Annotated in this window: 15 protein-coding genes; 1 reads left to right on the forward strand and 14 read right to left on the reverse strand. The window is 64.5% G+C overall.

Annotation, left to right across the window (positions count from 1 at the left end):
- Positions 1-54: 54 nt before the first annotated feature.
- The 10 genes from UP06_RS07670 to phnG form a co-directional block, all read right to left on the reverse strand.
- The gene (locus tag UP06_RS07670) at positions 55-1,209 is read right to left on the reverse strand and encodes an integrase core domain-containing protein (protein ID WP_063778857.1); all 1,155 of its coding nucleotides are present in this window, start codon (positions 1,207-1,209) and stop codon (positions 55-57) included.
- A gap of 263 nt (positions 1,210-1,472) precedes the next feature.
- Positions 1,473-2,084 (reverse strand): pyridoxamine 5'-phosphate oxidase family protein, encoded by a 612-nt coding sequence (locus UP06_RS07675; RefSeq protein WP_045001836.1) that lies wholly within the window; start codon positions 2,082-2,084, stop codon positions 1,473-1,475.
- A 25-nt stretch (positions 2,085-2,109) separates the two neighbouring features.
- Entirely contained in the window at positions 2,110-2,706 is a 597-nt protein-coding gene (phnN, locus tag UP06_RS07680) for a phosphonate metabolism protein/1,5-bisphosphokinase (PRPP-forming) PhnN (protein WP_045001838.1), read from the reverse strand.
- Positions 2,703-3,854 (reverse strand): alpha-D-ribose 1-methylphosphonate 5-triphosphate diphosphatase, encoded by a 1,152-nt coding sequence (locus tag UP06_RS07685; protein WP_045001839.1) that lies wholly within the window; start codon positions 3,852-3,854, stop codon positions 2,703-2,705. Before UP06_RS07685 ends, phnN begins: the two co-directional genes overlap by 4 nt.
- 14 nt (positions 3,855-3,868) lie before the next feature.
- Positions 3,869-4,567 carry a phosphonate C-P lyase system protein PhnL gene (gene phnL / locus UP06_RS07690; RefSeq protein WP_045001840.1) on the reverse strand — a complete coding sequence of 233 codons (699 nt, stop codon included), beginning with the start codon at positions 4,565-4,567 and terminating at the stop codon, positions 3,869-3,871.
- Positions 4,568-4,589: 22 nt separating this feature from the next.
- Positions 4,590-5,387: a phosphonate C-P lyase system protein PhnK gene (gene phnK / locus UP06_RS07695; RefSeq protein WP_045001841.1), complete on the reverse strand. Its 798-nt coding sequence runs from the start codon at positions 5,385-5,387 to the stop codon at positions 4,590-4,592.
- Complete coding sequence (locus UP06_RS07700) at positions 5,380-6,276, reverse strand: alpha-D-ribose 1-methylphosphonate 5-phosphate C-P-lyase PhnJ (protein WP_045001842.1); 897 nt, start codon at positions 6,274-6,276, stop codon at positions 5,380-5,382. Before UP06_RS07700 ends, phnK begins: the two co-directional genes overlap by 8 nt.
- Positions 6,273-7,376 carry a carbon-phosphorus lyase complex subunit gene (locus UP06_RS07705; RefSeq protein WP_045001843.1) on the reverse strand — a complete coding sequence of 368 codons (1,104 nt, stop codon included), beginning with the start codon at positions 7,374-7,376 and terminating at the stop codon, positions 6,273-6,275. Before UP06_RS07705 ends, UP06_RS07700 begins: the two co-directional genes overlap by 4 nt.
- A gap of 3 nt (positions 7,377-7,379) precedes the next feature.
- Positions 7,380-7,988 carry a phosphonate C-P lyase system protein PhnH gene (gene phnH / locus UP06_RS07710; protein ID WP_045001844.1) on the reverse strand — a complete coding sequence of 203 codons (609 nt, stop codon included), beginning with the start codon at positions 7,986-7,988 and terminating at the stop codon, positions 7,380-7,382.
- 4 nt (positions 7,989-7,992) lie between these two features.
- Positions 7,993-8,406, reverse strand: a complete 414-nt coding sequence (gene phnG, locus UP06_RS07715) for a phosphonate C-P lyase system protein PhnG (RefSeq protein ID WP_045001845.1) — start codon at positions 8,404-8,406, stop codon at positions 7,993-7,995.
- A 158-nt stretch (positions 8,407-8,564) separates the two neighbouring features.
- On the opposite strand from phnG, the gene phnF reads away from it, so the two are divergent.
- The gene (phnF, locus tag UP06_RS07720; protein ID WP_045001846.1) at positions 8,565-9,293 is read left to right on the forward strand and encodes a phosphonate metabolism transcriptional regulator PhnF; all 729 of its coding nucleotides are present in this window, start codon (positions 8,565-8,567) and stop codon (positions 9,291-9,293) included.
- 131 nt (positions 9,294-9,424) lie between these two features.
- Here phnF and phnE (UP06_RS07725) read toward each other — a convergent pair whose 3' ends face one another.
- From phnE (UP06_RS07725) to phnC, 4 genes are all read right to left on the reverse strand, one after another.
- Positions 9,425-10,270, reverse strand: coding sequence for a phosphonate ABC transporter, permease protein PhnE (gene phnE, locus UP06_RS07725; protein ID WP_045001847.1), 846 nt, complete (start codon positions 10,268-10,270; stop codon positions 9,425-9,427).
- Positions 10,267-11,151, reverse strand: coding sequence for a phosphonate ABC transporter, permease protein PhnE (gene phnE / locus UP06_RS07730; RefSeq protein WP_045001848.1), 885 nt, complete (start codon positions 11,149-11,151; stop codon positions 10,267-10,269). The genes phnE (UP06_RS07725) and phnE (UP06_RS07730) overlap by 4 nt, the downstream gene beginning before the upstream one ends.
- Positions 11,152-11,223: 72 nt before the next feature.
- Positions 11,224-12,159, reverse strand: coding sequence for a phosphonate ABC transporter substrate-binding protein (gene phnD, locus UP06_RS07735; protein ID WP_045001849.1), 936 nt, complete (start codon positions 12,157-12,159; stop codon positions 11,224-11,226).
- Between the two features lie 57 nt (positions 12,160-12,216).
- Positions 12,217-13,026, reverse strand: coding sequence for a phosphonate ABC transporter ATP-binding protein (gene phnC / locus UP06_RS07740; protein WP_045001850.1), 810 nt, complete (start codon positions 13,024-13,026; stop codon positions 12,217-12,219).
- Positions 13,027-13,029 lie beyond the last annotated feature (3 nt).

Here is a 13,029-nt window from a genome sequence, read left to right on the forward strand (position 1 = left end):
TGTCCAGCGGATGGATGGGTAACAGAACAGACCGGATGGATGGGTGACACTGGTTCATGATTTGGTCGGCTGCGGCGCTGCGCTAGCGCAGCGCCGCAGCTTGCGTGTTTTCTGGTCGATGATGCCGATCGGCACGTCGAAGAAGCGCACTTGCCAGGATCCGTCCTCGGTTTCCTCGACGGCAACCGCTTCACCGTCGAGAGCGCTGCAGATGTGGATGAGGTCACCACGCCATTTGATCTCGCCGTTGGAGCGGACCTGGCGCACCGCGGCTTCGGCTGGATAATCCGGCTCGGGAAGCCGCCTTGGCATCGCACGAGCCGAAGGCTGATAGACGCTCGCAGGTGGGTGCTGGCCAAGCGACTCGTGCGGCCGTTCTTCGTTGTAATCGCGCACAAATGCCGCGAAGCGACGGGCCTGCGCGGCCTGGGTTGGCGGCGGTGGCCGCATGGCTTCCAGAAGCGTGAGGTGAAAACGCTCGTGTCGGCCGTTCTGCTGCGGATAGCCAGGATCAATCCGTTCATGGCGGATGCCAAGCTTGATCCACCATACCGACAGCGCCGTCAGACCCGTGGTCCCAGTCGAGGCGAACGGCGAGCCGTTGTCGGAGCGGATGATCTGCGGCAAGCCGTACTCGCGAAACGCCCGCTCCAGCGGCGGTTGGCACTCGGCATATTGCGTGCTGCCCGTCGCTGCCAAACTAATCAAATAACGGCTGAAGCCATCGGTCACCGTGAAGGGTTCAACGCGAGAGCCGTCGCCCAGACGAATCCAGCCCTTGTGATCGAGGGCCCATACATGGTTGGCATGCTGAGGCACCGTCAGTTGACCCACACGCGGTGGCGCACGTCGCCGAGCCCGACGGCTACTAACCAGTCCCGCTCGTTTGAGAATCTGGCCTGCCGTCGAGGCCGACGGCCAATCGATATCCCCTTGGTGAGCCTCAAGCTTGCTTACGATCTTGCGCGGTCCCCAGCTCGGCCGCTCAAGCCGGAGTCCCACAATCGCATCCACGATGTGCTGCGGCGTCGCTCGCCCATGCACCCGCACGGCGTGCGAGCGATCCGCAAGCCCTCCAGCCCCTTCCAACCGGTAGCGGTCCAACCATTTGTAACCGGTCTTGCGACTAATCTCGTAGCGGTCGCACAGCTCCGTCATCGTCCACAATCCGCTTCGCTGATCCGCGATGAAGTTAACCCGCTGGTCCATTGCGCAGCTCTCTCGCCAAGGCATCGGCTGATCCTCCCAGCCGACAGAGAACTGTCACCTATCCATCCGGTCTACTGTGTTACCTATCTATCCGGTCTGGACAGCGATCTTCCTTCTCCCCTTGCGGGAGAAGGTGGCGCAAAGCGCCGGATGAGGGGTTCTCTCCACGCGCAACGCTTTTCGGGAGGATAGAGACCCCTCACCCGTCTCGCCGCTAACGCGGCGAGCCACCCTCTCCCACAAGGGGAGAGGGAAGAAAACGCTCACCACATCGTCGCGGCTGCGCGCTCGGGCCAGACGCGGTCGTACTCGTCGCCACCGACCGTGTTCTGGCTCATCTCGGCGAGGATCTGACCCGGCGTCGGCAGCGCCTTCGGGTCGATGCGCTTGTCCGGATTCCAGAGATCGGAGCGGACGATGGCGCGGGCGCACTGGAAGTAGATTTCTTCCACATTCATCACCATGACGCTGCGCGGCGCCTTGCCCTCGACCTTGAACGAAGCCAACAGATCCGGATCGACCGAGAGATGGGCACGGCCATTGGCGCGAACGGCGTTGCCGGAGCCGGGGATCAGGAACATCAACGACACGCGGGGATCGCGCACGATGTTGCGCAACGAATCGACCCGGTTGTTGCCGCGGCGATCCGGCAGCATCAGGGTCCGCCGATCATGGATGCGCACGAAGCCAGGGAGATCGCCGCGCGGCGAGCAATCGATGCCCTCCGGCCCGATGGTGGCAAGCGCTGCAAATGGCGCCTTCTCGATGAAGATGCGGTAGAGCGGGGTAACGTGGTCAGCGACTTTCACGGTCGAGGCGTCACCGACGGCGCCGTAGATGGCCTCTAGCTCTTCGACCGTCTTGATCACCGTCATTCCGCCCTCTCCTGGTTGTGCCGGGCTAGTCGCGCCAGCATTCATTCCTGATTACGCGCACAAGCTGGCGGCCGTGATAGTCCGCGCTGCCGGCGTTGAGGATAGTGACATCGGCCTGCGCAGCGGTGTCATCGACGCTGCGCGCGAGGCGCTCTGTGATATTGCCATCGCTGTGACGGGCGCGCGCGGCAAGCCGCTGCGCCAGCACGTCCGGCGGCGCCGTGATCGCGACCACGACGACGTTGGCATAGGCCTCGCGCAGCGCGGCAATCACGGTGCGCGAGACGTTGACGACGACGGCGCGGCCGGCGCGGATGTCGTCGTTGATGTCGAGCGGCAGGGCATAGGAGTGCCCGTGCGCGTCCCAGGACATGGCGAACTCGCCCTGCTCGCGCGCGCGACGGAATTCGTCGGGACCGAGCGCGACATTGTCTTCGTCAGCGGAGGATTCGCGCGTCACGACACGGCGCGGGAAGACGACATCGTGATCATCGACACAGGCCGCCTGCGCCAGACGCAGCAGCGTGTCCTTGCCGGCACCGCTCGGGCCGACCACGAGCACAAGCCGACCGGGCCCAATCGCGCCCGCCTGCTCCGCTGCCGTCGTGACGGTCTCGCTCATGCGACACGGCCCCCTTCGCGCCAGACGCTGCGAACGACGGGAACGCTGCCCGCGACATGCACGCGGATCAAATCGGCGCGCTTGCCGACCGCGATCTCGCCGCGATCGGACAGGCCCACCGCCTCGGCGGGCGCTTTCGTCACGGTACGAACCGCTGCCGGCAGGCTGATTGCGGGCACGTGCTCCGGCAATTGCAGCGCGGCCATCAGGAGGCTGGACGGGATGTAGTCCGACGACAGGATGTCGAGCAGGCCCTCGCGGGCGAGATCGACCGCGGCGATATTGCCGGAATGCGAGCCGCCGCGCACGACGTTGGGCGCGCCCATCAGGATGCCAATGCCGGCGTGGTGCAGGCCGCGCGCAGCCTCTAACGTGGTTGGGAATTCCGCCACCGAAACGCCGTCGCGCACCGCATCCACGACATTCTCCTCAGTGGTGTCGTCGTGGCTGGCGAGCGGAATTTTGTACTGATGCGCCAGCGCAACGATCTGGCGCATGTTGGTCTCGGCATAGGCCTTCTGATACTCGAAGCGTTTTGCGAACAATTCGTCGAGCTCGGCGTCGGTCTTGCCGCCACCCTTGCCACGATAATAATCGCGGAGCTTGCCTTCATCGCGGAACTGACGCTGGCCGGGCGTGTGGTCCATCAGCGACATCAGCCGCACGTCGGGACGGTCGATCAGCTCCTTGGCCTCCTCGACCACGCTCGGCATCGGGATCTCGCAGCGCAGATGCAGGAAGTGGTCGGCGCGCAGCAGATCGCCATCACGCGCAGTCGTGATCGCCGCGGCGAGCACGCCGGCACGACCATCGACCTCCTCGGCGCCGTCCTCGCGCCAGACCCGAAGCGAATCGAACACGGTGGTGATGCCCGATGTGGCGAGCTGGCCGTCATAGGAGATGACGGCTGCGACCGGATTCCAGAACACCTTTGGCCGCGGCACGTAATGCGCTTCGAGATGATCGGTATGGAGCTCGATCAGGCCCGGCATGATCAAATCGCCGCCGGCGTCGTCGGCGCCCGCGGGCGCCCTGCCCTCACCGATCTCGGCGATGCGTCCATCCGCGAGAGCAAGCCAGCCCTGCTCGATCACCCGGTCAGCCAGCACGATCCTGGCGTTGGCGATCACGGTGTCCTTCGGCTTCATATCGTTCTCTTCCTTCAGGCCGCGGCGGCAAAGCTGGTGACGTCGACGATGCGATCGGCAATCAGATGGCGGATCTCGTCGTCATGGACGATCGCGACCATGGCAACGCCCTGGCGCTTCTTCTCGGCGATCAGCTCGACCACGACAGCGCGGTTCGCGGCATCGAGCGAGGCGGTCGGCTCGTCGAGCAGCAGGATCGGCAACTCCGAGATGAAGCCGCGCGCGATGTTGACGCGCTGCTGCTCGCCGCCGGAGAACGTCGCGGGCGGAAGCTGCCACAGCCGCTCGGGGATGTTGAGACGATGCAGAAGCTCTCCCGCACGCGCTTGCGCGTCGGCTCGAGCCATTCCGTTCACGATCAAGGGCTCCGCGACGACGTCGACGGTCGCAACCCGCGGCACCGCGCGCAGGAACTGGCTCACATAGCCGATGGTAGCGCGGCGGACATTGAGGACCTGCCGCGGCTCGGCAGTGGCCAGATCGATCACCTCGCCGCGGTGGCGGATGCCGATGCGGCCGGAGTCGCAGCGGTAATTGCCGAAGATCATTTTCAGGATCGACGATTTGCCGGCACCGGACGGCCCGGACAGCACAACGCATTCGCCCGGGTCGACGTGAAAGGTCACGCCGCTCACCACCGGCAATTCGATGCCGCCTTGCAGGTGCATCGTAAAGGTCTTCTTGGCGTCAGTGATATCGATCATGGCGGTCATTGGAAGGCTCATCTTGGAAGACTTATGGCGGCAGGATCGAGGAAACGAGGAGTTGCGTATAGGGCTCGCGGGGATCGTCGAGCACCTGGTCGGTGAGGCCGGTCTCGATGACGCGGCCACCCTTCATCACCATCACGCGATGCGACAGCAACCGCGCGACCGCGAGATCATGCGTCACGATGATGACGGCGAGATTCAGCTCGGCGACGAGGCTGCGCAGGAGGTCGAGCAGGCGTGCCTGCACAGACACGTCGAGGCCGCCGGTCGGCTCGTCCATGAACACCAGCCGCGGCTCGGTGACGAGGTTGCGCGCGATCTGGAGGCGCTGGCGCATGCCGCCGGAATAGGTGCGCGGCGCATCGTCGATGCGCGCGACGTCGATCTCGACACGGGTGAGCCAGTCGGACGCGGTGTCGCGGATGCGGCCGTAGTGATTCCAGCCAACCGCCATCAGCCGCTCACCGACATTGGCGCCGGCCGAGACCGCCATGCGCAGGCCCTGCGCGGGGTCCTGATGCACAAAACCCCAATCAGTGCGGAACAGGAAGCGCCGCTCGGCTTCGCCGAGCGTGGCGAGATCGCGGGTGACGCCGTCGCGCATCCGATAGGACACATGCCCGCCGCTGGCGGCGAGCTGGCCGGACAGGAGCTGGAGCAGCGTCGACTTGCCCGACCCGGATTCACCGACGATCGCCAGCACCTCGCCGGGATAGAGCGAGAAGGACACGTCGCGGCACGCGGCGATGCGGCCGTAGGACTTGCTGAGGGATTTTGCGACCAGCAAGGGCTCGTCGTGCTCAAGCGCGTTCTGATCAGCCATTCGACTTCTCCTGCGCCTTGTCCTTATACGGCGCAGCGCTCAGGCTGCCGTGATGGCCGGCGGCCTGGCGGCCTTCGCAAAAGTCCGTATCCGAGCAGACGAACATGCGCCCGCCCTTGTCGTCGGTGACGATTTCGTCGAGATAGGAATTTTCTGCCGCACAGAGCGCGCAAGGCGCGTTGAAGCGATAAGGCTCGAACGGGTGATCCTCGAAATCGAGCGACACCACCTGCGTGTAGGGCGGGATCGCATAGATGCGCTTCTCACGTCCCGCGCCGAACAATTGCAGCGCCGGGCAATTGTCCATCTTGGGATTGTCGAATTTCGGCGTCGGCGACGGATCCATCACATAGCGCGCGTTGACCTTCACCGGATAGGCGTAGGCCGTCGCGATGTGGCCGAAGCGCGCGATGTCCTCATAAAGCTTCACATGCATCAGGCCGTATTCGGCGAGCGCATGCATCCGCCGCGTCTCGGTCTCGCGCGGCTCGAGGAAGCGCAGCGGCTCCGGGATCGGGACCTGATAGACCAGCACCTGGTTTTCGTGCAGCGCCGTCTCCGGGATGCGGTGACGGGTCTGGATTACGGTTGCATCTTCCGTCGCCGTCGTTGTGGCAACGCCAGCGGTCTTGGCGAAGAATTTGCGGATCGAGATTGCGTTGGTGGTGTCGTCGGAGCCCTGGTCGATCACCTTCAGCACGTCCTGGGGCCCGAGGATCGCCGCGGTGACCTGCACGCCGCCGGTGCCCCAGCCATAGGGCATCGGCATTTCGCGGCTGGCGAACGGCACCTGATAGCCGGGGATCGCGATCGCCTTGAGGATCGCGCGGCGGATCATCCGTTTGGTCTGTTCGTCGAGATAGGCGAAATTGTAGGCGGGCGCGTTCATTCCGCGGCCTCCTTCATAGCATCAGGCGCATTGGCATCGGCAAATTCCTTGCGCAGCTTGCGCAGGAGGCCGAGCTCGGACTGGAAGTCGACATAATGCGGCAGCTTCAAGTGCTCGACGAAGCCCGTCGCCTGGACGTTGTCCGAATGCGACATTATGAATTCTTCATCTTGCGCCGGGGCTCCGACCTCTTCCCCTAGCTCGCGGGCCCGCAGCGCACGATCGACCAGCGCCATCGACATGGTCTTGCGCTCGCTCTGGCCGAAGGCCAAGCCATAGCCGCGGGTGAAGCACGGCGCTTCCGTCGCAGAACCCTTGAACTGGTTGACCATCTGGCATTCGGTGAGCTCGATGGAGCCGAGCGGCACGGCAAAGCCGACGTCTTCCGCGGCGAATTCGACCTCGACCTCGCCGAAGCGGATCTCGCCGGCGAAGGGATGGTTTCGGCCATAGCCGCGCTGGGTGGAATAGCCCATCGCCAGCAGAAACCCTTCGTCACCGCGCGCGAGATTTTGCAGGCGCAGGTCGCGGTCCGCCGGAAAATTCAGCGGCTCGCGGGTCAGATCGCCGACGCTGGCGCCGTCTTCGGCTTGCGGCGAGGATTCAATCAACCCATCGCGGCCCAGGATATCGGTCACGCGCGGCGTCGGCGCCGTCGAGGCCTCGCCCGTTGCCGGCACTTCAGGCACAAAACCTTCGGCGAGCGCGGGATCAAGCAGCCGATGCGTGTAGTCGAAGGTCGGCCCGAGGATCTGGCCGCCGGGGATGTCCTTGAAGGTCGACGACACCCGCCGCTGCACCCGCATCGCGCCGGTATCGACCGGCTCGCTGGCGCCGAAGCGCGGCAATGTGGCGCGGAAGGCGCGGACCAGGAAGATCGCTTCGATCAGATCGCCGCGCGCCTGCTTGATCGCGAGTGCTGCAAGCTCGCGATCATAGAGCGAGCCCTCGCTCATGACACGATCCACGGCGAGGCCAAGCTGCTCCGAAATCTGGTCGAGCGAGACTTCCGGAACGCTCTGGTCGCCGCGCCGCGCATTGGCGAGCAAGCGATGGGCGTTCTCGATGGCGCGTTCGCCGCCTTTGACTGCGACATACATGCTTCAGCTTCCCTTGCTCACGACGCGCGTGGTGCGCGGGATCGCAACCACGGCGTCATCGGCGACCAGAACCAAATCGATACCGCGTGGGAACAGCGCCTCGTTCATACGCAGCCGCTCGAACAGATCGGCCGGCTTGATGGTTGCCTGGAGCGTCGCGACACCGTCGATGCCGGGGCCGCGCAGCTCAAAGCTCCGTCCTCGGTCCAGGCTCTCGACCTGAATGATCACCGTGGTCGAACGATCCGGATATTCGCTGGTGCCGAGCGCGAAGCGCTCCAGCGCCGGAAGCGAGGCGCCATCGCTGATCAGCGCGAAGCTCGCGATCGAGGAATCCTGGATGACTGGTGCGCCGGTGTGGAATTTCAGCCATTTCACGACGTCGGAACTTTCCGACATCCGCGCATCGAGCCAGAGCGGCGTATCGTGGTCGAACAGCGTCAGCGCGATCGCAGCCGTGCCGCGCATCATCGTGTCAGGCGTTCCCGCCATAGGCACAATGCGCTGGACCGAGCCCGGTCGCGCCATCGCGTCCATGACTGAGCGAAAGGTCGATTGCGCCGACAACACCTTGTCGACGAAACCGGGCGGCAGTTCCGCAATCGTGGTCATGGCCTCACCCCTCACCGCGCACCATGGTGTAGAAATCAACCTTCGTCGCAGCGGTCTCTTCGGCCGCCTGCTTGCGCCGAATCATAAGCTGCTCGCGCAACGGTGCGATTACATCGCGTTCGACGGTCGCGCCAAAATCCTGCGACTGCACCAGCGCATCGCACAGCGCAATGAGCCGCGCCTTCTCACCGTCGCGCCCGAGGGTGTAGCCGAAGCCGACTTCGCCGCTCGCAAGCCGCACCGCCGCGCGCGACATCGTGGCCTCGCCGAGGTTGAACGGCGCGCCGTCGCCGCCGACCCGGCCGCGCAGCATCACCAGGCCGTTTTCCGGCTCGCGCAGATCCTGATGGCCAGGCAGGGGAATCGCGCGGAGGCGAGCGGCGATCTCGCCCGCCTCCGCGTGCGCCAGCACGGCCATGGCGGCCTTGCGCTGGGCTTGCTGGGTAGTGTGCTGGGTCACCGAAACCACCGACCTTGTCGAATTCAAGTTGTCTATGATAATAGACAACTTGATACGGAAGCGCCATGACTGTTTCGTGACAAAGGTGTGATTTTCGGGCTAGGCTGACCGGCAACATGAGCATGCAGGACACCGCCTCTTCAGGCGTCGCGCTGTGGCGCCTCGTTGCCGACGGCATCGAGCGCGGCATCGCCGACGGTCGCTTCGCCGCAGGCGACAAGCTTCCGGGCGAGATGGAGATCGCCGAAACCTATCGGGTGAACCGCCACACCGTGCGGCGTGCGCTCGCAGCCCTTGCCGAGCGCGGCCTGGTACGCGCCGAGCGCGGCAGCGGAACTTATGTCGAGGCGCAGAAACTCGCCTATCCGCTGCGCTCGCGCACGCGCTTCTCCGAGATCGTCGGCGCCGGCGGCCGCGAGCCGCGGGGCCAGTTGATCGAGGCGTCCGAAGACGTCGCGACCCGCGAACTCGCGCGGGAGCTGGGCTTGAAGATCGGCGCGCCACTAGTCCGGATCGAGGCCATTCGCCTCGCCGACCGCACGCCGATCTGTGTGTCCACCACCTGGCTGTCGGCAGAACTGTTTCCGAATGCGGGAGTCGTATTCGCGGCGACGCGCTCGATGACAAAGATGCTCGAGCATTACGGCGTCCGCGACTATCGCCGCGGCGCGACCCGGATCACCGCCGGCATCGTCGACGCCACCGACGCCGCGCGACTCGATCTGCCGCTGGGACGGCCGATCCTGGTGGTCGACGCCACCGATCTCGATCTCGACGGCAAGCCGCTGGTGACCAAGCATTCGCGGTTTGTGGCGGAGCGGGTGGAGTTTCTGGTGGAGCCGTAGGGGAGCGCTCTCTCCACGAATCCGGACTCGTAGGGTGGGCAAAGGCGCTCTTGCGCCGTGCCCACCATCTTTCCAAGCGTTCGTAAAAATGGTGGGCACGCTTCGCTTTGCCCACCCTACGGCACCGGCGATTACGCCACCGCCCGCCGCCCGATAATCGCAAAGCGCAGCTTGCTCGAAATGAAATCGATCGCAGCGACCGCGACCAGAATCATCAGGATCAGGAACGACACTTTCTGCCATTCCAGCACGCGGATCTGCTCTGCGAGCTGAAGGCCGATGCCGCCGGCGCCGACGATGCCGATGATGGTGGCCGAGCGGGTGTTGGATTCGATGAAATAGAGCACCTGGCCCGCGATCACTGGCAGCACCTGCGGCAACAGGCCGAAACGGATCTCATGCAAGGCGCTGCCGCCGGACGCGCGGATGCCCTCGACCTGTTTCTGGTCGGCGCCCTCGATCGCCTCGGAGAACAGCTTGCCGAAGGCGCCGAAATCCGACACGGCGATGGCGAGCACGCCGGCGAACGGGCCGAGCCCGACCACGTTGATCCACACCAGCGCCCAGATCAGCGTATCGACGCCGCGGATCGAATCGAGGAAGCGGCGCACGGGGAAGCGCAGGATGTTCGGGACGACATTGCGCGCCGCGAGCAGACTGACCGGCAGCGCGAATATTGCGGCCAGCGTGGTGCCGAGCAGCGCGATGGACAGGGTTTCGCCGAGCGCCTTCAGATAGATCGGCAGGGAAGAGCCGGGATCGGGCGGGATCATCATCATGCTGATCCAGCCAAGCTGGCTGAGACCGGCGATGAAGCGCGACGGAGAGAAATCGAGATCGACCAGGCCGTAGATGAAAATGCCGAGCGCCGCGACAATCATTGCCGGGGTCGCAAGCCGCGCCGAGGCCGGGCGGTCGAACACATCGGGATAGCGCGCGCGGATCTGCGCGGTATCGACCTCCTGCGGCCCCGTCACGTCCGCGCCTCCTTGCCGAACAGGCGGCCACGCAGCCAGCCGGTCGAGATGTCGATGATGAAGACGGTGACAATGATCATGAGCAGGATAGCGCTGACGTCCGAATAGTAGAATTTTCGGATGGCAACGACGAGTTCCTGGCCGATACCGCCGGCGCCGACGAAGCCCATGACGGAGGCCTCGCGGACATTGATCTCGAAGCGCAGCAGCGCATAGCTGGCGTAGCCTGCGGTCACCTGCGGCACGATGGCGAAGCGCATGCAGGAAAGCCAGCTTGCGCCGGTCGAGCGAATACCTTCGACCGGCTTCATGTCGGCGTTCTCGACGATCTCGGAAAACAGTTTTCCAAGCGTGCCCGTGGAGTGGATCGCGATCGCGAGCACGCCGGCCATCGGCCCGAGGCCGAAGGCGATGACAAAGATCAGCGCAAACACGATGCCGGGGACGGTGCGGGCGAATTCGAGCAGGCGCCGCACCACGAAGCGCAGCCATGGCCCGGGCGAGGTGTTTTCAGCCGCGAAGAAGTTGAGGGCGAAGGCGAACACCGCTCCGGTCAGCGTGCCGACGTAGCTGATCAACAAGGTCTCGCCCAGCATCTTCAGCCATTTGCGCCAGCCCCACAGCCATTCGCCGACATCGGTCCAAACGCGCTGGCCGTTGTCGAGCGTGAAGATGCGGTCGAAATAGCTGAGGAAGTTGCCGAAGTAGGTGAACAGGGTCCGCAGGTTCACTTCCGCACCGATCGCGGCGAGAACCAGCGCTGCGACAAACAGCGCGACCCCAAGCAGAAGGCGCAGCCGCTTGCGCGCGACCGCCTGGTTATAAGCGGCGTTCAGCGCTGCGAGCTGTTGCTCGGGGAGGATCGAAACCGCAACCGTCATTGAATGGAACGTGGTCCGTCAAAAGAGAAAGAGCCGGGTCCATGACCCGGCTCCCGTGCGTCGTCCCAAAACTCAGGACGCCTTCTTCTTACGCAGCGCATCGACGAACTTGATCAGCTCGATCGTGCCATCCCAGTCCTTGGTGGTGGCGGGATGAAAACCCTTCTTTTGGCCGTCTTGGAGGCGATCGAAGGCCGCCTTGTCCTTGGCCGGCGCGTCGAAGAACGCCTTCGCGATCGCCGCCTTGGCATCTTCCGGCAGGTCGGAGTTATAGGCGTAGGGGCCATTGATGATCGGCGCCGACTTGTGGATGATGCGGAAATCGTCCTTCTTCATCGGCGAGCCGTCTGCATTCTTCAGCATGTTCTTGGTCAGCATCTGCGCCAACGTCGAATCGTCATCGTTGGTCCACTGGTTGGCCGCAACGTCGACCGTGCCCTGCGCCAGCGCCAGGATTGCGTTCTCATGGCTGCCGGTGAAGACGACCTTGCCGAAATAGGTGTCGGCGTCCGCGATGCCCATCTTGTCGAGCTCGAAGCGCGGCACGTTGTTGCCGGAGGTCGAGTTCGGGTCGACGAGGCCGAGGTTCTTGCCCTTGAGCTGATCGATGCTCTTGTAGGGGCTGCTGGCCTTGACGAAGAACACCGAGTAGTAGCCGGTCGAGCCGTCGGCGTTGATGTCGTTGGCAAAGGCGTCGGTCTTGACGCCGGTCAAGCGGGCGCGCGCGAACGAGGCCGAGCCATAGCTCGCAATGTGGATGTTGCCGGCGCGCTGGCCTTCGATGACAGCAGCGTAGTCGTTGGCGACGCGCAGCGTGACCTTCACGCCCAATTCCTTGGAGAGATAGCTCATGAACGGCGCCCAGCGCTCGGTCACGCCCGAGGCGTTTTCCGCCGGAATGACCGCGAAGGTCAGTTCGGGATATTTGGCTTTCCAGTCTTCGGCGGAAGCGGAGGCGGTGAAGGCGAGCGCGGCTGCGCCGGCGAGGACTAATCTGCGAGTGATCATGATACCTTCTTCATCGGTTGGGATCGGTTGACGCAAAACTGAAAATACTGATGCGGCTCAAGCGGCCGCGGCGGTGCCGAGCGCCGGGATACCTTCGGGCACCGGCGCAGGCGTGCCACCCATGACGTCGGTGGCTTCGAGATCGTAGAGCTCACGTGCAACGAGATCGGTCAGCGCCGCCGGCGCGCCGTCGAACACCACACGGCCGGCCGACATGCCGATCAGGCGGTCGCAATAGCTGCGCGCCAGATCGAGCGAGTGCAAATTGCAGATCACGGTGATGCCGAAATGCTTGTTGATGCGCAGCAGCGCATCCATCACGATCTTGGTATTGCGCGGATCGAGCGAGGCGATCGGCTCGTCGGCGAGGATGATGTCGGGTTGCTGGACCAGCGCGCGCGCGATCGCCACGCGCTGCTGCTGACCGCCGGAGAGCTGATCGGCACGCTGGGCGGCGAGCGAGGCGATGTCGAACTGTTCGAGCGCAGACATCGCCATCGCCTTGTCCTGCTCAGGCCAGGTCTGCGACAGCGAGCGCCAGGTTGGCATCTTGGCAAGGCGGCCCATCAGCACGTTGGTCAGCACATCGAGCCGGCCGACCAGGTTGAATTGCTGGAAGATCATCGCCGACCGCGCCCGCCACTGCCGCAGCTCCTTGCCGCGTAGCGCGGTGACGTCGACGCCGTCGAACAGGATGCGGCCCTGCGTCGGCGTCGCGAGGCGATTGATCATGCGCAGCATGGTCGACTTGCCGGCGCCGGAACGCCCGATCACGCCGACGAAGCCGCCGAGAGAGATTTGAAACGAAGCGTCGTCCACCGCGGCTTTTGCGCCGAAGCGGCACGTCAGACCTTCAACCACCAGCATGCA

This window comes from Bradyrhizobium sp. LTSP857 (assembly GCF_000938285.1).
GTDB lineage: Bacteria > Pseudomonadota > Alphaproteobacteria > Rhizobiales > Xanthobacteraceae > Bradyrhizobium.

Bases quoted from the DNA above. Each gene is read 5' to 3' on its own strand.
- phnK (WP_045001841.1), bottom strand. From the start codon at position 5,387: ATGGCTGATCAGAACGCGCTTGAGCACGACGAGCCCTTGCTGGTCGCA.
- UP06_RS07675 (WP_045001836.1), bottom strand. From the start codon at position 2,084: ATGACGGTGATCAAGACGGTCGAAGAGCTAGAGGCCATCTACGGCGCC.
- phnG (WP_045001845.1), bottom strand. From the start codon at position 8,406: ATGGCCGTGCTGGCGCACGCGGAGGCGGGCGAGATCGCCGCTCGCCTC.
- UP06_RS07685 (WP_045001839.1), bottom strand. From the start codon at position 3,854: ATGAAGCCGAAGGACACCGTGATCGCCAACGCCAGGATCGTGCTGGCT.
- phnL (WP_045001840.1), bottom strand. From the start codon at position 4,567: ATGACCGCCATGATCGATATCACTGACGCCAAGAAGACCTTTACGATG.
- UP06_RS07700 (WP_045001842.1), bottom strand. From the start codon at position 6,276: ATGAACGCGCCCGCCTACAATTTCGCCTATCTCGACGAACAGACCAAA.
- UP06_RS07670 (WP_063778857.1), bottom strand. From the start codon at position 1,209: ATGGACCAGCGGGTTAACTTCATCGCGGATCAGCGAAGCGGATTGTGG.
- UP06_RS07705 (WP_045001843.1), bottom strand. From the start codon at position 7,376: ATGTATGTCGCAGTCAAAGGCGGCGAACGCGCCATCGAGAACGCCCAT.
- phnD (WP_045001849.1), bottom strand. From the start codon at position 12,159: ATGATCACTCGCAGATTAGTCCTCGCCGGCGCAGCCGCGCTCGCCTTC.
- phnH (WP_045001844.1), bottom strand. From the start codon at position 7,988: ATGACCACGATTGCGGAACTGCCGCCCGGTTTCGTCGACAAGGTGTTG.
- phnN (WP_045001838.1), bottom strand. From the start codon at position 2,706: ATGAGCGAGACCGTCACGACGGCAGCGGAGCAGGCGGGCGCGATTGGG.
- phnE (WP_045001848.1), bottom strand. From the start codon at position 11,151: ATGACGGTTGCGGTTTCGATCCTCCCCGAGCAACAGCTCGCAGCGCTG.
- phnF (WP_045001846.1), top strand. From the start codon at position 8,565: ATGAGCATGCAGGACACCGCCTCTTCAGGCGTCGCGCTGTGGCGCCTC.
- phnC (WP_045001850.1), bottom strand. From the start codon at position 13,026: ATGCTGGTGGTTGAAGGTCTGACGTGCCGCTTCGGCGCAAAAGCCGCG.